20 protein-coding genes are annotated in these 21,667 nt (G+C 70.0%); 7 read left to right on the forward strand and 13 right to left on the reverse strand.

Going from position 1 to position 21,667, the window contains the following annotated elements:
* Positions 1–2: 2 nt before the first annotated feature.
* A complete protein-coding gene (locus AAG895_RS02715; RefSeq protein ID WP_345794030.1) occupies positions 3–314 on the reverse strand; it encodes a YqjD family protein in 312 nt (103 codons plus the stop codon).
* A gap of 251 nt (positions 315–565) precedes the next feature.
* Here AAG895_RS02715 and AAG895_RS02720 point away from each other — a divergent pair, with 251 nt between their 5' ends.
* Positions 566–1,072: a TlpA disulfide reductase family protein gene (locus AAG895_RS02720; protein WP_345794031.1), complete on the forward strand. Its 507-nt coding sequence runs from the start codon at positions 566–568 to the stop codon at positions 1,070–1,072.
* A gap of 58 nt (positions 1,073–1,130) precedes the next feature.
* On the opposite strand, the gene AAG895_RS02725 is transcribed toward AAG895_RS02720, so the two are convergent.
* Positions 1,131–1,913 (reverse strand): exodeoxyribonuclease III, encoded by a 783-nt coding sequence (locus AAG895_RS02725; RefSeq protein ID WP_345794032.1) that lies wholly within the window; start codon positions 1,911–1,913, stop codon positions 1,131–1,133.
* A 41-nt stretch (positions 1,914–1,954) separates the two neighbouring features.
* Here AAG895_RS02725 and pyrE point away from each other — a divergent pair, with 41 nt between their 5' ends.
* The 4 genes from pyrE (at position 1,955) to AAG895_RS02745 (ending at position 6,167) form a co-directional block, all read left to right on the forward strand.
* The gene (gene pyrE / locus AAG895_RS02730) at positions 1,955–2,599 is read left to right on the forward strand and encodes an orotate phosphoribosyltransferase (protein ID WP_345794033.1); all 645 of its coding nucleotides are present in this window, start codon (positions 1,955–1,957) and stop codon (positions 2,597–2,599) included.
* Entirely contained in the window at positions 2,580–3,257 is a 678-nt protein-coding gene (locus AAG895_RS02735) for a hypothetical protein (RefSeq protein WP_345794034.1), read from the forward strand. Before pyrE ends, AAG895_RS02735 begins: the two co-directional genes overlap by 20 nt.
* 124 nt (positions 3,258–3,381) lie before the next feature.
* The gene (locus AAG895_RS02740; protein WP_345795358.1) at positions 3,382–5,385 is read left to right on the forward strand and encodes a molybdopterin oxidoreductase family protein; all 2,004 of its coding nucleotides are present in this window, start codon (positions 3,382–3,384) and stop codon (positions 5,383–5,385) included.
* A complete protein-coding gene (locus tag AAG895_RS02745; protein ID WP_345794035.1) occupies positions 5,382–6,167 on the forward strand; it encodes an NAD-dependent deacylase in 786 nt (261 codons plus the stop codon). Before AAG895_RS02740 ends, AAG895_RS02745 begins: the two co-directional genes overlap by 4 nt.
* Positions 6,168–6,272: 105 nt before the next feature.
* Here AAG895_RS02745 and AAG895_RS02750 read toward each other — a convergent pair whose 3' ends face one another.
* The 3 genes from AAG895_RS02750 to AAG895_RS02760 all read right to left on the reverse strand — a co-directional run bounded on the left by AAG895_RS02750 (position 6,273) and on the right by AAG895_RS02760 (position 11,164).
* Positions 6,273–10,151 carry a DUF3683 domain-containing protein gene (locus AAG895_RS02750; protein ID WP_345794036.1) on the reverse strand — a complete coding sequence of 1,293 codons (3,879 nt, stop codon included), beginning with the start codon at positions 10,149–10,151 and terminating at the stop codon, positions 6,273–6,275.
* A gap of 203 nt (positions 10,152–10,354) precedes the next feature.
* On the reverse strand, positions 10,355–10,705 hold the full coding sequence (locus tag AAG895_RS02755) for a RidA family protein (RefSeq protein ID WP_345794037.1): 351 nt from the start codon (positions 10,703–10,705) through the stop codon (positions 10,355–10,357).
* A gap of 57 nt (positions 10,706–10,762) precedes the next feature.
* Positions 10,763–11,164: a DedA family protein gene (locus AAG895_RS02760; protein ID WP_345794038.1), complete on the reverse strand. Its 402-nt coding sequence runs from the start codon at positions 11,162–11,164 to the stop codon at positions 10,763–10,765.
* A 132-nt stretch (positions 11,165–11,296) separates the two neighbouring features.
* Here AAG895_RS02760 and AAG895_RS02765 point away from each other — a divergent pair, with 132 nt between their 5' ends.
* Positions 11,297–11,755 carry a PsiF family protein gene (locus tag AAG895_RS02765; RefSeq protein WP_345794039.1) on the forward strand — a complete coding sequence of 153 codons (459 nt, stop codon included), beginning with the start codon at positions 11,297–11,299 and terminating at the stop codon, positions 11,753–11,755.
* Positions 11,756–11,837: 82 nt separating this feature from the next.
* On the opposite strand, the gene AAG895_RS02770 is transcribed toward AAG895_RS02765, so the two are convergent.
* The 3 genes from AAG895_RS02770 to AAG895_RS02780 form a co-directional block, all read right to left on the reverse strand.
* A complete protein-coding gene (locus AAG895_RS02770) occupies positions 11,838–12,731 on the reverse strand; it encodes an FHA domain-containing protein (RefSeq protein ID WP_345794040.1) in 894 nt (297 codons plus the stop codon).
* A 123-nt stretch (positions 12,732–12,854) separates the two neighbouring features.
* On the reverse strand, positions 12,855–13,787 hold the full coding sequence (gene ttcA, locus AAG895_RS02775) for a tRNA 2-thiocytidine(32) synthetase TtcA (protein ID WP_345795359.1): 933 nt from the start codon (positions 13,785–13,787) through the stop codon (positions 12,855–12,857).
* 144 nt (positions 13,788–13,931) lie between these two features.
* Entirely contained in the window at positions 13,932–14,705 is a 774-nt protein-coding gene (locus AAG895_RS02780; RefSeq protein WP_345794041.1) for a pteridine reductase, read from the reverse strand.
* A 93-nt stretch (positions 14,706–14,798) separates the two neighbouring features.
* On the opposite strand from AAG895_RS02780, the gene AAG895_RS02785 reads away from it, so the two are divergent.
* Positions 14,799–15,974: an SAM-dependent methyltransferase gene (locus AAG895_RS02785; protein ID WP_345794042.1), complete on the forward strand. Its 1,176-nt coding sequence runs from the start codon at positions 14,799–14,801 to the stop codon at positions 15,972–15,974.
* 18 nt (positions 15,975–15,992) lie between these two features.
* Here AAG895_RS02785 and AAG895_RS02790 read toward each other — a convergent pair whose 3' ends face one another.
* Genes AAG895_RS02790 through AAG895_RS02810 form a run of 5 tightly spaced genes read right to left on the reverse strand, consistent with a single transcriptional unit; the run spans position 15,993 to position 21,639 of the window.
* Positions 15,993–16,796, reverse strand: coding sequence for an alpha/beta fold hydrolase (locus tag AAG895_RS02790; RefSeq protein WP_345794043.1), 804 nt, complete (start codon positions 16,794–16,796; stop codon positions 15,993–15,995).
* Positions 16,793–18,013: a multifunctional CCA addition/repair protein gene (locus AAG895_RS02795; RefSeq protein ID WP_345794044.1), complete on the reverse strand. Its 1,221-nt coding sequence runs from the start codon at positions 18,011–18,013 to the stop codon at positions 16,793–16,795. Before AAG895_RS02795 ends, AAG895_RS02790 begins: the two co-directional genes overlap by 4 nt.
* Positions 18,013–18,657 carry a glutathione S-transferase family protein gene (locus AAG895_RS02800; RefSeq protein WP_345794045.1) on the reverse strand — a complete coding sequence of 215 codons (645 nt, stop codon included), beginning with the start codon at positions 18,655–18,657 and terminating at the stop codon, positions 18,013–18,015. Before AAG895_RS02800 ends, AAG895_RS02795 begins: the two co-directional genes overlap by 1 nt.
* Positions 18,658–18,687: 30 nt before the next feature.
* Entirely contained in the window at positions 18,688–19,644 is a 957-nt protein-coding gene (locus AAG895_RS02805) for a complex I NDUFA9 subunit family protein (RefSeq protein ID WP_345794046.1), read from the reverse strand.
* Between the two features lie 54 nt (positions 19,645–19,698).
* Positions 19,699–21,639 carry a transglycosylase SLT domain-containing protein gene (locus tag AAG895_RS02810; protein ID WP_345794047.1) on the reverse strand — a complete coding sequence of 647 codons (1,941 nt, stop codon included), beginning with the start codon at positions 21,637–21,639 and terminating at the stop codon, positions 19,699–19,701.
* Positions 21,640–21,667 lie beyond the last annotated feature (28 nt).

Consider the following 21,667-nt stretch of genomic DNA (forward strand, 5'->3'; position numbering starts at 1 on the left):
ACTCAGCGGCGGCTGACCAGGAGGCCGAGCAGGAAGGCGACGCCCGCGGCGACGCCGACCGACTGCCAGGGGTGGTCGTGCACGTAGTCGTCGGTGGCGCGCGCCGCCTTCTGGCCGGAAGCGACGATCGCGGCTTCGGCGTCGGCGAGTCGGTCCTTGGCGATCGCCACGCGGCTGTTGATGCGCGCGCGCAGGTCGTCGAGCTTGCCGCCTTGCTGGTCGGCGGTGAGCTTGAGGAGTTCCTCGGCGTCCGAGATCAGCGACTTGAGGTCGTCCACGAGCTTGTCCTTGGAGGGGTGCTGGGTCGTTGCCATGGTGGTTCTCCTGTCGGTGGTTCAAAGGGGGGACTGTATCCAGGCCTGCTTCAAGCCTAATCCTCGTCGTCGGCGATCGCAATGAACGATGCGTAAGGGGATGCTGTTCTCCTCGCGCGTCGGCACAGGGGGTGCGCGGGGCGCCAAGGCTTGGCAGAATCGGGGCCTCGCATGCGGTTGCGCCTGCTGCCTCGGTCGAGGTTGCGGCGCGGACCGTTGACGGACACCACGCTTGCCGAAAAGGTTGCCTCATGATCCGCACACTCGCCTCGATCCTCTGCCTCGGTTTCGCCGCCGCCACTGCCCATGCCGCCGAGGGTATCGACACCGAGGCCTTCTTCGCGGCGGGCTTCACCGGCCTCGACGGAGAGAAGGTGGCGATGGAGCAGTTCCGTGGGCGACCGCTGGTGGTCAATTTCTGGGCGCGCTGGTGCGCGCCGTGCCGCGAGGAGATCCCGGAGCTTGCGAAGCTGCGTGCCGAGCAGGCGGCGGACGGTATCGAGGTGATCGGCGTGGCGATCGAGGAGGTCGGCAAGCGCGAGGCCGTGAAGGCGTTCGCCGCGACCTACGCGATCAACTACCCGGTCGTGCTCGCCGGGCGGGAGGGGATGTCCCTGATGAAGGCGCTCGGCAATCCCCAGGCGGGACTCCCGTTCACGGTCTACATCGGGCGCGACGGCAAGCCCGCGGGCAGCAAGCTCGGGCTCCTGCGCCGTGCCGAACTCGAGGCTGCGGCGCAGCGCCTGCTCGCACGCTGAGCGTCGGTGCGTGTGGCTACGGGCCGCCGTGGCCGCGCGCCGCACGCTTCGTCCGCGCTCAGATCGTCCAGTCGTAATCCACCGTCAGCGGGGCGTGGTCTGAGAAGCGCTCCGCCTTGTAGACCGCCGCGCTGCGCGCGCTCGCCGCGAGCCCCGGGGTGGCGACCTGGTAATCCAGCCGCCATCCGACGTTCTTCGCCCACGCCTGGCCTCGGTTCGACCACCACGTGTAGCAGGCGTCGGTGGCCTCCGGGTGCAGGCGGCGATAGACGTCGATCCAGCCCTGCTCGTCGAAGAGCCGGCTCAGCCAGGCACGCTCCTCGGGCAGGAAGCCCGAGTTCTTCTGGTTCGACTTCCAGTTCCTGAGGTCGGCCTCGCGGTGGGCGATGTTCCAGTCGCCGCACACCACGACCTCCTGGCCGCTCTGGAAGAGCTGGTCCATGTGCGGCAGGAAGCGGTCCATGAAGTCGAACTTCACCTGCTGACGCTCTTCCGAACTGGAGCCGGAGGGCAGGTACAGCGACACCACCGACAGCTTGCCGAAATCCAGCTGCAGGAAGCGGCCCTCGGCGTCGATGTCGGCGATGCCCAGGCCTTCGACCACGCGGTCGGGTGCGTGTCGGCTGTAGATGCCGACCCCGCTGTAGCCCTTCTTCTCGGCATGGTGGAACCAGCCCCGCAGCCCGGCGGGCGCGCGCATCGCATCGTCGAGGTCGCCGGCCTGCGCCTTGAGCTCCTGCACGCAGACGAAATCGGCGTTCTGTGCGGGCAGCCAGTCGAGCAGACCCTTGCGGCAGGCCGAGCGGATGCCGTTGAGGTTGAGGGAGATGATGCGTAACATGGACGGCCTCCAGTATCAGCTGCTTGGCAGCCCAAAAAGCCGTGGATTTTAGCCGGGATTTCATCGCCCTCGCCTGTCGCAAGGGTGTGCTGCGCTTCGGCGCTTTCGTGACCAAGGCGGGACGCAACTCGCCGTACTTCTTCAACGCCGGGCTGTTCGACGACGGCGCCTCGTTCCGTGAGCTGTGCGGCTACTACGCGCGCACGATCCGCGCCTCGGGCGTGGCCTGCGACATGCTGTTCGGGCCGGCCTACAAGGGCATCCCGCTCGTTGCCGGCACCGCGATCCGCCTCGCCGAGGACGGCCTTGACCTGCCCTTCGCCTTCAATCGCAAGGAGGCCAAGGACCACGGCGAGGGCGGCACGCTGATCGGGGCGCCGCTCAAGGGCCGCGTGCTGATCCTGGATGACGTCATTTCTGCCGGTACCTCGGTGCGCGAGTCGGTCGAGCTGATCCGGGCCGCGGGCGCGACGCCGGCCGGTGTGGTGATCGCGCTCGATCGCATGGAGCGCGGCAAGAGCGCGCTGTCGGCGGTGCAGGAGGTGAGGGAGACCTTCGGCATCCCGGTGGTGGCGGTGGCCACGCTCGAGGACCTGATCGCCTACCTGGCGGACAGCCCCGAGCTCGCCGCCAATCTCGACGCGGTCAGGGCCTATCGGGAGCAGTATGGGATTTCCGCGCGCTGACCTTGGGTTGCTCGGCTTCGCCGCCTGCCTGCTGCTGGCCGTTCAGGCCATGCCGGTGGCCGCCCAGCAGGCCAGGCAGAAGACCATCTACTGCTGCGATGTCGGGGGCCAGCCCGTGTGCGGCGATATCCTGCCGGCCGCCTGCTATGGGCGGGCCTATCGCGAGATGAGCCCCTCCGGCGTCGTCCGGCGGCATGTGGCCGCGCCGCTGACCGCCGACGAGATCGCCGCGCGGGCAGCGCTCGAGCGCGAACGCCGAGCCGAGGAGGCCGATCGTCTGCGCCGGCTGCGCCTCGACCAGGCCCTGCTCGAGACCTACCGCAACCTCGAGGACCTCGATCGCCGCCGTGACCGCGAGCTGCGCGACCTGGACCGCAGCATCAGCCAGCTGCGCGCGCGCGAGAGCGAGCTCATCGAGCGCCAGCGCGCGCTGATCTCCGAGGCCACGCACACCGAGAAGAGCGAGGTCGCCGCCAGCCTCGAGGCCGACATCCGCGTGCTCGACAGCGAGATCGTCACCCAGTCCTCGATCATCTCGGCCAAGCTGCGCGAGCGCAACGCCGTGGTCGAGCGCTTCGAGGAGGATCGCGGGCGCTACCTCGAGCTCACCGCCGGCGATAACCCCGAAGCCCGCCGCGCGGTGCTGGAGCGTCGCTGAGCCGGGCTGCCCGGGCTCTGCACGGCTGCCGAGGATGCCGAATCCGGACCGCCTGACGGACAGGGAGCGCACGGGGGTGAAGGTGCGTGCGGCCTGCCCGCACGACTGCCCCGACACCTGCGCCATGGAGGTCACCGTCGCCGACGGACGCGCGGTGAAGATCCGCGGCGCCGCCGACATGCCCTTCACCAACGGCGCGCTGTGCACCAAGGTCGCGCACTACCTCGAGCGCGTGTATTCCGACCAGCGCCTGCTGCACCCGATGAAGCGCGTCGGCCGCAAGGGCGAGGGCCGTTTCGCGCGCATCTCGTGGGACGAGGCGCTCGACATCATCGCCGCCAGGTACCGGGAGATCGCCGCCGACGACCCGCGCGCGATCCTGCCCTACAGCTACGCCGGCACCATGGGCCTGGTGCAGGGCGAGAGCCTGGACCGGCGCTTCTTCCACCGGCTGGGCGCGTCCTTGCTCGATCGAACGATCTGCGCCGCGGCCGGGGCGCACGGCTGGAAGGCGACGGTGGGGGCGATGATCGGCGCCGATCCGGAGGCGGTCGCCGAGGCCCGGCTGATCCTGATCTGGGGCGGCAACCCCGTGGTGTCAAACGTGCACGGCTGGCGCTACCTGCAGGAAGCCAGGCGGCGCGGCGCGAAGCTGGTGTGCATCGACCCGCGGCGCTCCGAGACCGCGGCGAAGTGCGATCAGCATCTCGCGCCGCTGCCCGGCACCGACGGCGCGCTGGCGCTGGCGATGATGCAGGTGCTGATCGAGCGCGGCCTGCTCGACCATGACTACGTTGCCCGTCACACCCTGGGTTTCGACGCCCTCGCCGACCGCGTGCGCGCCTTCACGCCCGAGTGGGCGGCGCCGCTCACCGGCCTGGATGCGGCGCAGATCCGCACTCTGGCGCTCGAGTATGGTGCGACCCCGCGCAGCCTCATCCGCCTGAACTACGGCCTCAACCGCTGTGCGGGCGGCGGCATGGCGGTGCGCAACGTCGCCTGCCTGCCCGCGCTGACCGGCGCCTGGCGCCACGCCGGCTGCGGCGCGCTGCTGTCGACATCGGGCAACTTCCCGGTGGATCACGCGGCGCTGCAGCGGCCTGATCTCTACCCGGACGCCGGGCGTTATCCGCCGCGCACGCTCAACATGTCCTTCATCGGCGAGGTGCTGCTCGAGACACGCGATCCGCCGGTGCGGGCGATCCACGTCTATAACTCGAACCCGGTGGCGGTGGCGCCCGACAGCAACCGCGTGCGCGCCGGCTTTGCGCGCGAGGACCTGTTCTGCGTCGTGCACGAGCAGTTCCAGACCGATACCGCAGACTACGCCGATATCCTGCTGCCGGCGACCACCCAGCTCGAGCATCGTGACGTGCATTCGACCTACGGCCATGTCTACGCGGTGGACAACCGGCCGGCGATCGCGCCGCTCGGCGATGCGCGCTCCAACACCGAGGTCTTCCGCGCGCTCGCGCGCCGGCTCGGCTTCGGGCATGCGGCGCTGTACGAGTCCGACGAGACGATCGCCGCCGCGGCCTTCCGCGCGGGCGACGCGCGCGCGGCCGGGCTGGCCGAAGGCATGCAGGCGAAGGGCTGGGCACGCCTCGCCCTGCCGCAGCCCTTCGCGCCCTTCGCCGACGGCGGTTTCCGCACGCCCTCGGGCAAGTGCGAGTTCTTCTCCGCCGCGCTCGCCGGCGAGGGGCTCGATCCCTTGCCCGCCTGGCATCCGCCGGCGGAGTCGGTGGTCAGCAACCCGGGCCTTGCCGCGCGCTACCCGCTGGCGCTGATCACGCCGCCGGCGCGTAACTTCCTCAACTCCAGCTTCGCCAACCTGCCGCGCTTTCTCGACAGCGAAGGCGAGCCGAGGGTGCTCATCCACCCCGACGACGCGGTGGTGCGTGCCATCGTCGATGGCCAGAACGTGCGCATCCACAACGACCGCGGCGCCTTCCGGGCGCGCGCCGTGCTCAGCACCGACGTGCGGCCGGGCGTCGTATGTGCGCCTTCGGTGTGGTGGCCCAAGCTGTCTCCGGGCGGTACAAACGCCAATGCGGTGACCTCGTCGGCTCGCACCGACATGGGCGACGGACCGGTCTTCTACGACTGTCTGGTCGAGGTCGGTGCATGACGACGCCGGCTGCAGCCCTCGACGCCGCTGCCGCCATCCTCGGGGGGGCGCGCCGCATCCTGTTCGTCACCGGGGCGGGCATCTCCGCCGACTCCGGGTTGCCCACCTATCGCGGCATCGGCGGGCTTTACCACGACCGTCTCACTGCGGAAGGTCTGACCATCGAGGAGGCGCTCTCCGGCGAGATGATGGCGACCCGGCCGGACATCGCCTGGCGCTACATCGCGCAGATCGAGGAAAGCTGCCGGGGCGCTCGCCCCAACGCTGCCCACCGCCTGATCGCCGCCCTCGAGGAGGAGCGCGACATGGTGTGCGTGCTCACGCAGAACGTCGACGGCCTGCATCGCGCGGCCGGCACGCGCACGCTCATCGAGATCCACGGCACGGTGCATCGCCTGCACTGCATGGATTGTCACCACGGGCGCAGGGTGCCCGACTACGCCGGACTGCAGATTCCGCCCGAGTGCCCGCATTGCGGGGGGCTCATGCGCCCCGGGGTGGTGCTCTTCGGCGAGGCGCTGCCGGACGCGGCGATCGATCGCCTCGAGCATGTGCTCGCGGATGGCGTGGACGCCGTGGTGTCGATCGGCACCACCAGCGTGTTTCCCTACATCGCCGGGCCGGTGGTGTGGGCGGCGCGCCGCGGCGTCCCCACGATCGAGATCAATCCGGGCGATACCGCGGTGAGCAGGATCGTCGACCACCGCCTGCGCATGCGTGCCGCCGAGGCCTTGCCGGAACTGTGGCGGCGCATGCATCCGTGCGACCCGGCCGAGGATTGAGCCCGGGCGGCCGGACGCCATGCCCGACGGCGTGGGCTGCGGGTTGACGAAGAACGGGCCGGGGACTCACGTCCACCGGCCCGTTTGCGAACGGCGGCGCCGCCGCTACAGCAGCACGCGCTCGATGCCGCCGTTGTTGGCCTTGGCGACGTAGTCCGGCAGCCAGTTGTCGCCCAGCAAGTGCTTGGCCAGTTCGACCACGATGTAGTCGGGCTCGATGCCGCCGGCGTCGTTGGCGTAGCGGTGCATGCCCTGCAGGCAGCTCGGGCAGGAGGTGAGCATCTTGACCTTTGCGTTCGGGTCGCCCTCGCGCAGGGCGGCTGCGCCTTTCTCGATCTCTTCCTGCTTGCGGAAGCGCGCCTGGGTCGAGATGTCGGGGCGCGCGACCGCGAGCGTGCCCGACTCGCCGCAGCAGCGGTCCGAGAGATCGACGCGCGTTCCCATCAGCTCGTTGGCCACCTTGATGCCCGAATGGACCTTCATCGGCGTGTGGCAGGGCTCGTGGTACATGTACTTCACGCCGCTGACGCCCTCGAGCCGGACGCCCTTCTCCATCAGGTACTCGTGGATGTCGAGCAGGCGGCAGCCGGGGAAGATCTTCTCGAATTCGTACTTCTGCAGCTGGTCCATGCAGGTGCCGCAGGACACGATCACGGTCTTGATGTCGAGGTAGTTCAGCGTGTTGGCGACGCGGTGGAAGAGCACGCGGTTGTCGGTGGTGATCTTCTGGCCCTTGTCTTCCTCGCCGGCAGCGGTCTGCGGATAGCCGCAGCACAGGTAGCCCGGCGGCAGAACGGTCTGCGTGCCGACGTGATAGAGCATGGCCTGGGTGGCCAGGCCGACCTGGCTGAACAGGCGCTCCGAGCCGCAGCCCGGGAAGTAGAACACCGCCTCGGAGTCGCCGTTGGCCTTCTGCGGGTCGCGGATCACCGGGATGACCTTGTCGTCCTCGATGTCGAGCAGCGCACGGCTGGTCTTCTTGGGCAGGTTGCCGGGCATCGGCTTGTTGATGAAGTGGATCACCTGCGCCTTGATCGGCGCCTTGCCGAGCGTGGCCGGCGGCGTCTTCACCTGCGGCTGGACGAGGCCGAACCGCTTGCCGAGGTCGTGCGCCCAGCGCTGCGCCTTGTAGCCCCAGTCCATCATGCCGACGCGCATCGCCTTGATCGTGGTCGGATCCTTGATGGTCAGGAAGGCCATGGCCGCTGCCTTGCCCGGGTTGAACGACTTCTTGCCCTGCTTCCTGAGCAGGTTGCGCATCTTGATCGACACGTCGCCGAAGTCGATGTCCACCGGACAGGGCTTCTCGCACTTGTGGCAGATCGTGCAGTGGTCGGCCACGTCCTCGAACTCGGCCCAGTGCGCCAGCGACACGCCGCGACGGGTCTGCTCCTCGTACAGGAAGGCCTCGATCAGCAGCGAGGTGGACAGGATCTTGTTGCGCGGCGAATAGAGCAGGTTGGCGCGCGGCACGTGGGTGGAGCACACCGGCTTGCACTTGCCGCAGCGCAGGCAGTCCTTGATGTCGTGGGCGATGTCGCCGACGTCGGTCTGCTCCATGATGATGGACTCATGGCCCATGAGGTTGAAGCTGGGGGTGTAGGCGTTGTCGAGGTTGCCGCGGATCGGCCCCTTGCGCATCAGCTTGCCGCGGTTGAAGCGGCCCTCCGGGTCGACCTTCTCCTTGTACGCCCAGAAGTTCGCCATCTCCTCGTCGGTGAGATAGTCGATCTTGGTGATGCCGATGCCGTGCTCGCCGGAGATCACGCCATCGAGGCTGCGCGCCAGCGCCATGATGCGGTCGACCGCGCGGTTGGCGGTCTGCAGCATCTCGTAGTGGTCGGAGTTGACCGGCAGGTTGGTGTGCACGTTGCCGTCGCCGGCGTGCATGTGCAGGGCGACGAAGACGCGGCCGCGCAGGATCTCCTTGTGGATCTCCTGAATGCGCGCGAGCACCGGCGCGAACACGTTGCCGTCGAAGATGTTGCGCAGCTGCGGGCGCAGCTCCTGCTTCCAGGACACGCGGATCGAGTAGTCCTGCAGGCGGTGGAAGAGGCGGGGGGCGTCGGCGCGGTTGGACAGCTCGCCCGCCACGATGCCGTATTCGCCGAACTGCGCTTCGGCTTCGGCGAGCGGCAGGTCGAGGTTGTCGAGCAGCCACTGCCAGCGCCCGCGCACGGCGGCGATCTGGTCGAGCGCGGCCTGGCGGCGGTCGCCGAGCAGCTCCTCGCTGGCAACATCGGCGTCGCCCGCGTTGAGCGGCAGTTCGCCCTGCAGGAACTCGGTGAGCGCATCGCAGAGCGCGATCTTGTTCTGCGTCGACAGCTCGATGTTGATGCGCTCGATGCCGTCGCAGTATTCGCCCATGCGCGGCAGCGGGATGACCACGTCCTCGTTGATCTTGAACGCGTTGGTGTGGCGCGAGATCGCCGCGGTGCGGCTGCGCTCGAGCCAGAAGCGCTTGCGTTGCTCGGGGCTCACGGCGATGAAGCCTTCCGAGCCGCGCGCGTTGGTCATGCGCACCACCTCGGAGGCGGCCCGCATCACCGCGTCCTCGTCATGGCCGACGACGTCGCCGATCAGCACCATCTTCGGGCGGCCGTGGCGTTTGGCCTTGGTGGCGTAGCCCACCGCCTTCACGTAGCGCTCGTCCAGGTGCTCGAGGCCGGCGAGCTGCACGCCCGCGGCGTGCCCGCCGCCGCCGGGCTTGAAGAAATCGGTGATCTCGACGATCGCCGGTACCGCCTCGCGCACCTGGCCGAAGAACTCCAGGCACACCGTGCGCGTCACCGGCGGCATCTTGTGCAGCACCCAGCGCGCGGCGACGATGAGGCCGTCGGTGCCTTCCTTCTGCACGCCCGGCACGCCGCCGAGGAACTTGTCGGTGACGTCCTTGCCCAGGCCGACCTTGCGGCAGGCTGCGCCGGGCATGGCGAGGATCTCCTCGCCGAGCGGGGCGTTGGTGAGGCCGTCGGAGCGGCGCAGGCGGAAGCGTACGGTCTCCTGCTCGTGGATCTTGCCGAAGTTGTGATCGAGGCGTTCGACCTCCAGCCAGTTGCCGTCGGGCGTGACCATCTTCCACCACGCCAGGTTGTCGAGCGCCGTGCCCCACAGCACGGCCTTCTTGCCACCGGCGTTCATGGCGATGTTGCCGCCGATGCAGGACGCGCTCGCCGAGGTCGGGTCGACCGCGAACACGCGCCCGGCGAGCGCGGCGGCTTCCGACACGCGCTCGGTGACCACGCCGGCGCCGGTGCGGATCGTGGGGTAGGGGTCGGCCATCGGGCCGTCGATGCCCGGCAGCACGGTGGGCTCCACCGCGCTCATGGCGAGCAGCTTCTCGGTGTTGATCACCACCGAGCTGGCGTCGAGCGGCACCGCGCCGCCGGTGTAGCCGGTGCCGCCGCCGCGCGGGATGATGGTCAGGCCGAGCGCGATGCACTCGCGCACCAGCGGCGCCATCTCTTCCTCGGTGTCGGGGTAGAGCACCACGAAGGGGTACTCGACGCGCCAGTCGGTGGCGTCGGTGACGTGCGAGACGCGGGCGTGGCCGTCGAAGCAGATGTTGTCGCGGCGGGTGTGCTTCGTCAGCGCCTTGAGTACCGCCTTGCGGCGGCGCGCGGTGTCGTCGAACCAGCGCTCGAAGTTGGACACCGCCTCGCGCGCGCGGGCGATCAGCAGCGCCACGCGGTCGTTGCCCTGGCGGCGCTTGTCGACCTCGTTGAGGCGGTGATCGAGCGCACCGATCAGGGCCTCGCGGCGTTCCCGGCTGGTGAGCAGGTCGTCCTCGAGGTAGGGGTTGCGGCGCACGACCCAGATGTCGCCGAGCACCTCGTACAGCATCCGCGCCGAGCGGCCGGTCACGCGTTCGGTGCGCAACTCGTCGAGCACCGACCAGGCTTCCGTGCCGAGCAGGCGGATGATGATCTCGCGGTCGGAGAACGAGGTGTAGTTGTACGGGATTTCGCGCAGGCGTTGGCTCATGGGACTACCGGTAAGCGGCTGCTGGGGAATGGACCATTCTAGCGAACCGCAGTGCACCATGCAGCAAAAATCAAGACCTTAACAAGGGCGTGGATTAAGGCCTGGCGCGCTTTTCGCGGGCTCATGCACGGCGCGCCGCAGTGCGCGGCGCGCCGCTTCCGACACGTGAGGGCCGGGCTGCGCCGCGGTCGCGGGGCGCGGGCTCAGCGCGCGGCCGTGAGGGCGATCTCTATGCGCCAGCCCGGGTCGACCAGGCCGGCGACCTGCACGCACGCGCGCGAGGGCGCGCTCCCCGGCGGGATCCAGGCGTCCCACACCGCGTTCATTGCCGCGCAGTCGGCCAGGTCGGTCAGGTAGATCGTGGCCATCAGGATGCGCGAGCGGTCGCTCCCCAGCCGCTGGAGCTGGCGGTCGATGCTGTCGAGCACCTCGCGCGTCTGGGTGGCGATGTCGGTGGCGCTGGTCGCGGGGACCTCGACGAGGTGGATGACGCCGGCGTGGATGACGGCGTCGGCGTAGCGGGCGGTGACGCCGTGACGTTCGATGTCTGACATGAGGGGGCTCCGGTGAGGGTTCTGGAAGCGCGCGAGTATAGGCCAGCGCGGAGGCGGTCAGCTCAGCGCCCAGGCGAGCGCGGCGTAGCGCAAGCCCTTGCCGAGCGCCATCCACGCCAGGCAGGCGAACCAGTTCAGGCGCAGCACGCCGGCAGCGGCGCACAACGCGTCGCCGATCAGCGGTACCCATGACAGCACGAGCGCGAGGCTGCCCCAGCGCTTCACGATCGCAAGCCGTGGCGTGAGCTCCTTGCGCGGCACCAGCCGGCCGAGCAGGTAGGTGCTCATGCCGCCGGCCGTGTTGGCGGTGGTGGCAGTGACGAGGGCCGCGAGCGAAAGCTCGGGACGCAGCACGACCACGCCGGCGAACACCGCCTCGGAGCCGCCGGGGAGCAGGGTCGCGGCGAGAAAGGCGGAGAGCGCGAGGCCGCCGAGCGTCGCCAGGTCGCTGCTCACCATGATGCGGCCTGCTCGGATCGGACTCGGGGTGCAGGGGTCTTTCGCGAAATGACGAATGGATTGACGGGAAATAATGCCATATGCAAAATCCGGATACGCATTCCGCGTAAAACGTGATCAGGGAGAGAATCGATGAAGAGCATCGTCGGCGCCGTGTGCGCCACCCTTGCCGTGCTGGCGCTGACCCCCTCGCAAGCCTGGGCCAATCCGCAGCACGAGCGCATGAAGCGCTGCAACGCCGAGGCGCGGGAACAGGTACTGAAGGGGGACGCGCGCAAGGCGTTCATGAGCACCTGCCTGCGCGGGAAGCACGACGCAGCGGCACCCGCAGCGCCGGCTGCAGCCCAGCCCGCGCTAGCGCCGGCCACGGGCGCCGGTCCGGAGGCGTCCGCGGCGGCCGTCTCGGCTGCGGCGTCCCCGCTCGCGGCTTCGGCTGGCGTTGGCGGCGCCGCAGCGCCCGCGCTTGCCGCCGCGGATGCGCCTTCCGTCGATGACACGGCGCGCACCAAGGCCTGCAACCAGTCGGCGACCGAGCAGTCGCTGCGCGGCGCCAAGCGCAAGGCCTTCATCGCCGAATGCCTCAAGGGCTGAGCAGCCGCCGGGTCGAGATCGAGCGCGCGTCGCGGCCTCGCCGCGGTGCCGCTCGGCTGTCGCGTGCGCCGAGCGCGCACGCTCACACGATGTCGAAGAACACCAGGTCGCGCTCGACCTCGTCCGCAGAAAAGCCGCAGCCGAGGCGGCCGGGGCGATTGAGCACGATGTGGTCCTGTTTGATGTGGCGTTCGGGCTGGCCTTCGATCGCGACGTAGGTGCCGTTGGTGCTGTGATCGAACAGCACGAACCCTTCTCGACGGCGTTCGATGCGCGCATGCTGGCGCGACGCGCGCGGGTCCATGATGCTCACGTCGTTGGCGAGCTCGCGGCCGAGCAGCAGCACCGGGCGCAACTCCTCCACGAACAGCACGTCCGCCTGGTGGCGCAGGCGAAGCCGGGTGCTCAAGCGGGCAGCGCCGGGAATCGAGGTCACCAGGCCGCTGCGATGGCCGAGCGCATAGACCGGCCACTCCAGGCTGGCCCATTGCGGGCCGCTCAGCGGCTGCGCGCCGACCAGCGCGCGCGTGGCGCTGCTCGCCACCATCACCGCCGTCCCCGAAACCAGGCCCTGCTCCGGTTCGCACAGGCCGGCGAGCTGGCGCGCGCGTTGCACGCCGTCGCCTCCGGGCTCGACGCGCTCGGCACCCACGCCGTTCGCCTCGCCCTCGACGATCCCGTAGTGCAGGCCGAGGCGCACCGGTTGGTGGGCGCCGCGCAGCGGAGGCAGGTTGCGGATGCGCTGCTGCGCGTCGCTGGCGGCCTGGATGCCGGCGTCGCTGCGGTCGAAGACCGCCACCGTCTGCGCAGGCTCCGATGTCAGGATCCGTCCGCCTTGCGCCGCGATCGCGCGCTCGATGCGGTTCGCGCAACGTTCGGCGGCATGGCGCGCTTCCTCCTCGCCCAGCCGGTCGGCAAGGGCGCCGTCCCAGTGGTGCAGGGCGACGAGGACACAGAGGTTCTTTCGCTCGGACATCGATGACGGTTCCGGTTGGTCGCAGCGAATGGTGCGCTTGTTCAATGATGGTCAGGCGATGCGCGTGCCGCAAGGACGTTCATCCGCAGCGCGTACCTGCGCTCGCGCCCTGGGGGCGTCGAATCAGTCCGCTGCTTCGCCGGGGCGGAACAGGCGCACCGTCTCGGCGCGCGCGGCGGTCGGCAACTCGATCGGATCGAAGGCGGTGTCGCCTTCCTCCACCACGGTCTGCTGCGTGAGGCCGACGAAGTCGAACAGGCGCGCATCGGCCAGGTGCGAGGGCACGACGTTCTTCAGGGAGGTGGCGAGCGACTCGATGCGCCCGGGGTAGTCGCGCGCCCAGCCCTGCAGCATGGCCTTGATCTGCTTGCGCTGGGCGTTCTCCTGCGAGCCGCACAGGTTGCACGGGATGATCGGGAAATCCATCGTGCGCGCGAAGCGGGCGATGTCGGCCTCGGTACAGTAGGCGAGCGGGCGGATCACCACGTGGTTGCCGTCGTCGCTGACCAGCTTTGGCGGCATGGCCTTGATCTTGCCGCCGAAGAACATGTTCAGGAACAGCGTCTCGAGCATGTCGTCGCGGTGGTGACCGAGCGCGATGCGGGTGGCGCCGATCTCCTTCGCGGTGCGGTAGATGATGCCGCGGCGCAGGCGCGAGCACAGCGAGCAGGTGGTCTTGCCCTCGGGGATCTTGTCCTTGACGATCGAGTAGGTGTCCTCGGTGACGATGCGGTACTCGACGCCGATGGATTCGAAGTAGGCCGGCAGCACGTGGTCGGGGAAGCCGGGCTGCTTCTGGTCGAGGTTCATCGCCACGATCCGGAAGTCCACCGGCGCGCGCTCGCGCAGCGCGAGCAGGCAGGACAGCAGGGTGTAGGAGTCCTTGCCGCCGGAGACGCACACCATCACGGTGTCGCCGTCGCCGATCATGTTGTAGTCGCCGATGGCCTCGCCGACGCCGCGCTCGAGCTTCTTCTTCAGGCGCAGGAAGGTGTTGGAAAAGCGGGCGTCGGCGCCGGCCGCGGCGGGCGCAAGGGTTTCGGCGGGGGCGGGCACGGCAGTCACGGTCGGGGCTCGTCGGCAAGGATCACGCGCGGATTATCCCAGAAACGAGCGTCTCGATTGGCACGCGATCGGTTTGCGCGCGCCGGGCGTGCAGGCGCGTTGTGCGTTGTCCGGGTGTGCCGGGGCGCCCGCAGGTCACAGGTGCGCGCTGCGCCCGCCGTCCACGGCGATGATCTGGCCGGTTATGTAGGGCGCATCGAACATGAGGAAGCTCACCGTGCGCGCGATGTCGGCGGCGCTGCCGACGCGCTTGAGCAGGGTGTGGGCGATGATGCGCTCGCGCTCGGCGGGCGGGAATTGCCCGTCCTCCGGCCAGTCGATCGGACCCGGGGAGACGCCGTTCACCCGCACCGCGGGTGCGAGCTCGATCGCCAGCGCGCGCGTGAGCGCGGCGAGTCCGCCCTTGGCGGCGCTGTAAACCGGATAGCGTTCGAGCGGCCGTTCGGCGTGGATGTCGACGATATTGACGATCGCGCCGCGGCCGCTCGACCCGAGCGCGGGGGCGAGCGCCTGCGACAGGAACAGCGGCCCCATCAGGTTCGAGCCGATGAGCTCGTCCCACGCTGCGCGGTCGATCCGCCCCACCGGTGTGGGGAAGAAACTCGAGGCGTTGTTGACCAGGCCGTCGAGCCGGCCACCGCTGCGCTCGAGGACCTGGGCGGCGATCTCGTCGGCGGCGCCGAAGCGCGCGAGGTCGCCGCCGACGGTGAAGGCCGAGCCTGGACGTTCGGCGTCGAGCGCGGCCGCCAGCGTCAGCGCGGCGTCGGCGCTGTGGCGGTAATGCAGCGCGATGCGCGCGCCGCGGGCGTGCAGCTGGCGCGCAATCTCTGCGCCGACGCGGCGTGCGGCACCGGTGACGAGGATCAGGGGGGCTTCGTCGGCAAGCGTGGCGGGAAGGGGAGGGGGCATCGGTTTCTCCACGACGCTCCGGCGCTCGATCGGGTGTTGGGCCGAGCCTGCCGTTACAATCGCGAACTCTTCTCCATGTCGGGTTGAACGTTCATGTCTTCATTGCCTCAGCCGTCCGCCGAAGCGCTCGCCCAGAGCGCACGCCTGCTCGAACGCATCGAGACGGAGATCGCGGCCGCGGGCGGCTGGATTTCGTTTGCCCGCTACATGGAGCTCGCGCTCTATGCGCCGGGACTAGGCTATTACAGCGGCGGCGCCCGAAAGTTCGGTCCGGGCGGCGATTTCATCACCGCGCCCGAGCTTACCCCGCTTTTCGGTCAGGCGCTGGCCGTCCAGGTCGAGCAGGTCATGCACGCCAGCGCGCCGGCGCTGATCGAGGTCGGCGCCGGCACCGGCCTGCTGGCCGCGGATCTGCTGCTCGAGCTTGAACGTCGCGGCTGCGTGCCGGACAGCTACGGGATCCTCGAGGTCTCCGGTGAGCTGCGCGCACGCCAGTTCGACACGCTGGCGGAGAAGGTGCCGCACCTGGCGGGACGGGTGCGCTGGCTCGACGCCCTGCCCGAGCGCTTTTCCGGTGCGGTGGTGGCCAACGAGGTGCTCGACGTGATGCCGGTGCACCTGCTGGTGTCGACCGCCGACGGCCTGGCCGAGCGCGGCGTGGCCTTCGAAGCTGACACGGCGGGCGTGCGCCGGCTGTGCTGGGCCGATGTGCCGGCGGCGGGCGCGGTGCGCGAGGCCGGGTTGGCGCTGAATCTGCCCGCCCCCGCCGGCGGCGAGTACGTGACCGAGCTCAACCTTGCCGGCGCCGCCTGGGTGGCGGCCTGGGCAGATCGGCTGCAGGCGGGCGCCCTGCTGCTGATCGATTACGGGTATCCGCGTGCCGAGTACTATCTGCCCTCGCGTTCGGGCGGCACCCTGCTGTGCTACTACCGCCACCATGCCCACGGCGACCCCTTCCTGTGGCCGGGGCTCAACGACATCACCGCCTTCGTCGACTTCACCACGGTAGCCGAAGCCGGCCATGAGGCGGGGCTGACGGTGGCGGGCTACACCACGCAGGCGCAGTTCCTGTTCAACTGCGGCGTCCTCGACTGCCTGGCCCGGCGGGGCCCGCAGGAGAGCGCGGACTACATCCGCGCGGCGCGCGCGGTGCAAAGGCTCACCGCGCCGCAGGAGATGGGCGAGCTGTTCAAGGTGCTGGCGCTCACGCGCGGCCTCGACGCGCCGCTGCTCGGTTTCGTGCGCGGCGACCGCCTGCACGCGCTCTGAGGCGCGCCCGCCCTCCGCTCAGAGGTTGCGCTCGCCGAGCCAGTCGGCGATGCGGATCGCCACCTTTTCCCAGTCGCGCTCGAGCATCATGCCGTGGCCCAGGCCGGGGAAGATCTCGGCCTGGCGGCCATAGGTGAGCGCGGTCATGTGCACCTGGTCGGGCGGGATGAGGGCGTCGTGTTCCGCGCCGAGGATCAGCATCGGCGAGCGATGCATGCGCGCGGGCTGCGGCAGGTTGAACAGCGACATGTCCCAGATCGCACGGTGCGACTCGGGCTGGCTGAGGCGGTAGTAGCGCAGCAGGTCGCTCGGCGACACCGGCTGGTGGAAGAGCGCCTCGCGCAGGCTGTCGATGTTCACATCGTTGCCCGACATGATGTTGTTGAGGTCGGCGAGCAGGTTCGGGCGCTTGAGCATGAGGCCGAAGGCCGAGCCCATCAGCCCCTGCGGCGGCACCGCCGACATCAGCACGGTGGCCGGGGCGTCGTACTGCTCGAGATATTTCTGCACCACCATGCCGCCCATCGAGTGGCCGATCAGCACCGGTGGTGCGGGGAGCTTGGCGGCGACCTCGGCGACGTCGCGCACGTAGTCGTCGAGCGAATAGGCGTCGAGCAGCTCGCGCCGCCGGCTCCTGCCGTGACCTGAGAGCGACACCGCGTAGGCGGCCCAGCCGCGACGCGCGAACCAGGGCAGGAAGTGCTCTTCCCAGCACCACGCCGAGACGTAGGCCCCATGGATGAAGAGCAGCGGACGTTCATGGGCGGCGTGCTCGGGGGCGTGACACAGCACCTCGAGCTCGCCGAAGCGGGTTGCATTCATTTGATGTCCTTGTCCAGGGCCTTGACCGCGGCCACGCGGGCGGCGTGCAAAGCCTGCGGGATCTGCGATTTTTCCGTGCAGTTGCGTGCAATTGTACCCGCATCGACCGCACGCACTGCCGCCAGCGCGGCCGGCCAGCGTGTCAAAGGTCTCGTCGCCGCGGCGATCGCGCCGATGCGCCCCGCCTGGTCGCAGGCGGCGGCCTCGAGCATGAGCAGGAAGCGTTCCGGGCGGCGCAGGCCGTCGCAGCGCTCGATCAGCCTGACCATGGTCTCCGGGCGCAGCTCCGCGGCGCGGGCGAGGATGCCGTGCTCGCGCGCCACCATCTCGGCGAGGTCGCGGCAGTCGGTGGGCGCCTTGAGGCGCTCCGACACCTCGCGCGCACGCCGTGCGCTGGCCGCCTCGTGGCCGTAGTGGTGGGGCAGCAGGTGCGCGGGGGTGTCGGCCTTGCCGAGATCGTGCAGCAGGCAGGCCCAGCGTACCGCGAGCGGTTGTGCGCTGGCGGCCGCGGCGTCAATCACCTGCAGCACGTGCTCACCGGTGTCGATCTCGGGGTGGTGTTTCTCCGGCTGGGGCACGCCGAACAGGCGGTCGAGTTCGGGCAGCAGGCGAGCGAGCGCGCCACAGTCTCGCAGCGCGCGGATCATGCGCGAGGGGCGCGCCTCCATCAGTCCGCGCGCCAGCTCCTGCCACACGCGCTCGGCGACCAGGTGGTCGATCTCGCCGGCGGCGACCATCTGTCGCATCAGCGCCAGGGTCTCGGGCGCCACGGTGAAATCCGTGAAGCGGGCAGCGAAGCGGGCCACGCGCAGGACGCGCAGCGGGTCCTCGGCGAAGGCCGGCGACACATGGCGGAACACGCGCGCGGCGAGGTCGCGCTGGCCACCGTAGGGATCGATCAGCGTGCCGTCCTCGGCGCGCGCGATCGCGTTGATGGTGAGGTCGCGGCGCAGCAGATCCTCTTCCAGCGTCACCTCGGGCGCGGCGTGGCAGACGAAGCCGGTGTAGCCGTGGCCGGACTTGCGCTCGGTGCGCGCGAGCGCGTACTCCTCGTTGCTGTCCGGATGCAGGAACACCGGGAAGTCGCGCCCGACCGGGCGGAAGCCGCGCGCGCGCATCTCTTCCGGGGTGCTGCCGACGACGACCCAGTCGCGGTCCTTGACCGGCAGCCCGAGCAGGGCGTCGCGCACCGCCCCGCCGACGATGTAGGCCTGCATCAGCCGTAGAGGTCCTCTTCCGGGATCGATTCGGTCTCGGCGCGCGCCGCGGCGGTCCAGTCCTGCATGTGCGGATTCGCGAGCAGCGTGGCGAGGTATTCGCCGGCAGCGCCCGCGGGCTTGACACCATAGGTCTGGAAGCGGAAGGCGACCGGGGCGAAGGCGGCATCGGCGAGGCTGAAGCGCCCGAACAGGTAGGGGCCTTCCTTGGCGAAGCGGGTGCGGCAGTCTTCCCAGATCGCCACGACGCGCGCGATGTCGGCATCCACCTCGGGGCTGTGGCCGAAGCCGGTGTAGTCCTTGCGGATGTTCATCGGCATGCGGCTGCGCAGGTTCTGGAAGCCCGAGTGCATCTCGGCGGTCACCGCGCGGGCGACGGCGCGGGCCGCGGCGTCGGCGGGCAGCAGGGCGGGGTTCTTCTCGGCGAGGTACTCGCCGATGGCGAGCGAATCCCATACCGCGAGGCCGTGGTCGATGAGGCAGGGCACCTTGCCCGAGGGCGAGTGCGACAGGATGCGCTCGCGGCTGCCGGGGATGAACAGCGGAATGCGGATTTCCTCGAAGTGGAAGCCGCCCTCGCGCGCAGCCAGCCAGGCGCGCAGGGACCAGGACGAGTAGTTCTTGTTGCCGATGATGAGCTTCATCGTGTGCTCCGGGTCACGTGGTTGGGAGGTTCAGCGCCGCGCCTGGCGGCGGAAGGGGTAGTAGAAGGCGCGCGGGCCGGCCTCGCCGAGCCAGGCGGGGGCGACCGCCTCGAGCGCGGTGGGGGGCATGCCGAAGGGCAGGGGCGTGCCGCTGGCGACATTGTCCACGCGCATCGAGCGCACGTTGTCACGGCTCATCAGGGGCTGCGGGGCAAGCTCCATCAGGCGGGCCTGCAGCATGCCGATGCCCTCGGGCAGGGCGATCACCGGGCGCGGCTTGCCGACCAGGGACGAGACGTACTCCACGAGCTGGCGCAGCGTGTAGACCGTGGGGCCGGCAAGCTCGAAGGTCTGACCGGCCGCCTCGCTGCGGATCAGGCTCTGCCACGCCGCCTCGGCGACGTCTTCCACATACACCGGCTGAAAACGGCAGCTGGCGCCGGCGAGCGGCAGCACCGGGAACAGGCGCGCGAGGTCGGCGAACAGATTCAGGAAGCTGTCCCCGCGACCGAAGACGACCGAGGGGCGCAGGATGGTCCAGTCGATCTCCGGGCCGGCGGCGCGGATCGCGACCTCGCCGGCGGCCTTGGAGCGCTGATATTCGGAGGGGGCGTCGGCACCGGCGCCGAGGGCGCTGATGTGCACCAGGCGCGCCACGCCGGCCGTCCGGCAGGCGGCGACGATCTTCTGCGGCAGCTCGACGTGGGCGCGGGCGAAGTCCGGACCGAAGGGCGAACCCGGGCGCGAGTGCAGCACGCCGACGGTGTTGATGACCGCGTCCGCGTCCTCGAACAGCCGGGTGAGCGCCGACGGATCATGCACGTCGGTCTCCACGACGTCGACGTTCGGGAGCAGCAGCACGTGGCCGGCGCGGCTGCGGCGGCGGGTCGGGATGAGCACCTTGACGCCTGCTTCGCACAGGCGGTTGGCGATGGCGCTGCCGATAAAGCCGGAGCCGCCGACGATGACGACGCGTTTCGGATTCATGTATGGACTCTTGGCGGGTGATTGATGGTTTTGTGAAGCGTCCAGCCCGTGAGCTTACTCGCTGGCAGGCGTCGGCGCGATCGTGCCGAGCCGCGCCTTGAGCGACTGCGGCCGCTTTTCCAGCATCGCCGAGTAGATGACCGCGTTGGCGAGCACCTTCTTGACGTAGTCGCGGGTTTCGTCGAAAGGGATGGTCTCGGTGTAGATCGCCCCTTCGAGCGGCTGCAGGTCGCGCCAGCGCTTGGCGCGTCCGGGTCCGGCGTTGTAGCCGGCGCTTGCCAGCACCGGGTGCGCGTCGAGGTCTTCCATAATGATGCGCATGTAGCTGGTGCCGAGCAGCACGTTGGTATCGGGGTCGTTCAGCAGGCCGTCGTGGTAGCCGGACAGGCCGATCCTGTTGGCCACCCACTTGCCGGTGGCCGGCATCACCTGCATCAGGCCGCGCGCGCCCACGCTCGAACGCGCGGGGATCACGAAGCGGCTCTCCTGACGCATCAGGCCATACACCCAGCCCAGGTCCAGCCCTTGCGCGCGCACCTGGGGTTCGATGCGATCGCGGTAGGGGGTCAGGAAGCGCAGCTCGAAGTTGCTGCGCGGGTTGGCGAGCTCGGCCGTATTGATGGCGCGGTCGTAGAGCTCGTGGCGCAGCGCGAGGTGGGCGGCACCGATGCGGAACTGTTCGTCGCGCTCGCGTACGCCCCACACCCATTCGCGCAGCGCCTCGGTGCGCAGGTCGAGCTGGTAGAGCGCGAGCGCACGGCGCAGGCTGGGATCGCGCTCGGCTTCGTCGAGCTTGGCGCGCGGCAGCGGCGGGGTGGCCGGCGGCGGCATGAAGGGCTGGCCGAGCTCCTCGGCGGCGAGCATGCCGTAGAAATGCGCCTCGCCGGCGATGCGCACGAACAGGGAATCGGCGGCGTCGCGATTGCCGGCGGCGGCATCGGCGCGGCCAAGCCAGTAGATCCACTCCGGCTGCTCGCGCTCGTCGGCGGGCAGGGCCGCGATCGCGTTGCGCACCTCGCGCCAGTCCCGTGCGCGCAGTGCCGCGCGCACCCGCCAGGCGCGCTGCTGCGCGGTCATCTCGATGTCGCCGGCGGCCGCATAGAGGGCGCCCGCCTCGGGCAGGCGGTCGATGGCCGCATGCATCGCCATCACCAGATTGGCGTAGCTGCGCTCGTCGGCAGTCAGGCGGTCCTGGATGCGCAGCAGGCGCAGGCGCGCAGCCGGGATGTCCTCGCGTGCGAGGCGGGCCAGGGCGACGAGGGCGAGCTCGCGGCCGGCGCGGGTCACGGCGAAATTGGGCGGCAGGCGGTCGAGCCAGGGGGCCGGGGAGCGGATCGCCTGATCGAGATCGGCCTGGCTGGGCGCGCTCCCCGCCGGGAGCATGGACAGGCTGGCGAGCGCGGCGGCGGGGCTGCGCGTATCGACCTGACGGCGGATGCGCTGCCACACCTGGTCCTCGCTGACCTGCCCGCTGCTCACCGCGCTGCGCAGTGCGAGGTCGCAGGCGGCGTGGGCCTCGGTGAGGCCGGCCCACTGTTGGGCGACCTCGTCGAGCGCGCTGCGGTCGCCGCTGAGGATGCGCGCCGTCCACGCGGAGCAGCGCAGCTCGCCGTCGGGGTTCCGCAGGGCGGGGTAGAGGCGCAGGAAACCGGGCCAGTCGCCATCCTCGGCCATGCGGCGCAGCCAGTCGGCGCGCAGGCGCTCGGCGAGATTGCTGCCGGCTTCCTCGGCAAGAAAGGCTTCGAGCGCGGCGACCGGAACGGGCTCGGGGCGGGCGAGCAGGTTGACGAGCAGCCAGTAGCGCGGATACGGATCGAGAACGTGGTCCTCGCGCACCGCGGCGAGGCGCTCGAGCGTGGCGCGGTCGCCCTTGCGCAGGGCCTCGCGGGCGGTGACGATACGGTCGGCGCCGGTTTCGCTGCCGAGCTGTGCGGATACGCCCGCGGGAAGCAGTAATGTTGCAGCGAACAATGCTGCCCCGAATGCCTTTCTCATGCCTGATGACGCCTCCATTGCGGGCCTA

It is taken from the genome of Thauera sp. JM12B12, from assembly GCF_039614725.1.
In the GTDB taxonomy this organism is placed as follows: Bacteria; Pseudomonadota; Gammaproteobacteria; order Burkholderiales; family Rhodocyclaceae; genus Thauera.

Excerpts from the sequence above, each read along its gene's own strand:
- AAG895_RS02745 (WP_345794035.1), top strand. The coding sequence starts at position 5,382 with ATGACGACGCCGGCTGCAGCCCTCGACGCCGCTGCCGCCATCCTCGGG.
- AAG895_RS02785 (WP_345794042.1), top strand. The coding sequence starts at position 14,799 with ATGTCTTCATTGCCTCAGCCGTCCGCCGAAGCGCTCGCCCAGAGCGCA.
- AAG895_RS02765 (WP_345794039.1), top strand. The coding sequence starts at position 11,297 with ATGAAGAGCATCGTCGGCGCCGTGTGCGCCACCCTTGCCGTGCTGGCG.
- AAG895_RS02800 (WP_345794045.1), bottom strand. The coding sequence starts at position 18,657 with ATGAAGCTCATCATCGGCAACAAGAACTACTCGTCCTGGTCCCTGCGC.
- AAG895_RS02810 (WP_345794047.1), bottom strand. The coding sequence starts at position 21,639 with ATGAGAAAGGCATTCGGGGCAGCATTGTTCGCTGCAACATTACTGCTT.
- AAG895_RS02750 (WP_345794036.1), bottom strand. The coding sequence starts at position 10,151 with ATGAGCCAACGCCTGCGCGAAATCCCGTACAACTACACCTCGTTCTCC.
- AAG895_RS02725 (WP_345794032.1), bottom strand. The coding sequence starts at position 1,913 with ATGTTACGCATCATCTCCCTCAACCTCAACGGCATCCGCTCGGCCTGC.
- AAG895_RS02760 (WP_345794038.1), bottom strand. The coding sequence starts at position 11,164 with ATGGTGAGCAGCGACCTGGCGACGCTCGGCGGCCTCGCGCTCTCCGCC.
- AAG895_RS02740 (WP_345795358.1), top strand. The coding sequence starts at position 3,382 with ATGGAGGTCACCGTCGCCGACGGACGCGCGGTGAAGATCCGCGGCGCC.
- AAG895_RS02735 (WP_345794034.1), top strand. The coding sequence starts at position 2,580 with ATGGGATTTCCGCGCGCTGACCTTGGGTTGCTCGGCTTCGCCGCCTGC.
- AAG895_RS02715 (WP_345794030.1), bottom strand. The coding sequence starts at position 314 with ATGGCAACGACCCAGCACCCCTCCAAGGACAAGCTCGTGGACGACCTC.
- AAG895_RS02805 (WP_345794046.1), bottom strand. The coding sequence starts at position 19,644 with ATGAATCCGAAACGCGTCGTCATCGTCGGCGGCTCCGGCTTTATCGGC.
- AAG895_RS02770 (WP_345794040.1), bottom strand. The coding sequence starts at position 12,731 with ATGTCCGAGCGAAAGAACCTCTGTGTCCTCGTCGCCCTGCACCACTGG.
- AAG895_RS02795 (WP_345794044.1), bottom strand. The coding sequence starts at position 18,013 with ATGCAGGCCTACATCGTCGGCGGGGCGGTGCGCGACGCCCTGCTCGGG.
- AAG895_RS02780 (WP_345794041.1), bottom strand. The coding sequence starts at position 14,705 with ATGCCCCCTCCCCTTCCCGCCACGCTTGCCGACGAAGCCCCCCTGATC.
- AAG895_RS02790 (WP_345794043.1), bottom strand. The coding sequence starts at position 16,796 with ATGAATGCAACCCGCTTCGGCGAGCTCGAGGTGCTGTGTCACGCCCCC.
- AAG895_RS02755 (WP_345794037.1), bottom strand. The coding sequence starts at position 10,705 with ATGTCAGACATCGAACGTCACGGCGTCACCGCCCGCTACGCCGACGCC.
- AAG895_RS02720 (WP_345794031.1), top strand. The coding sequence starts at position 566 with ATGATCCGCACACTCGCCTCGATCCTCTGCCTCGGTTTCGCCGCCGCC.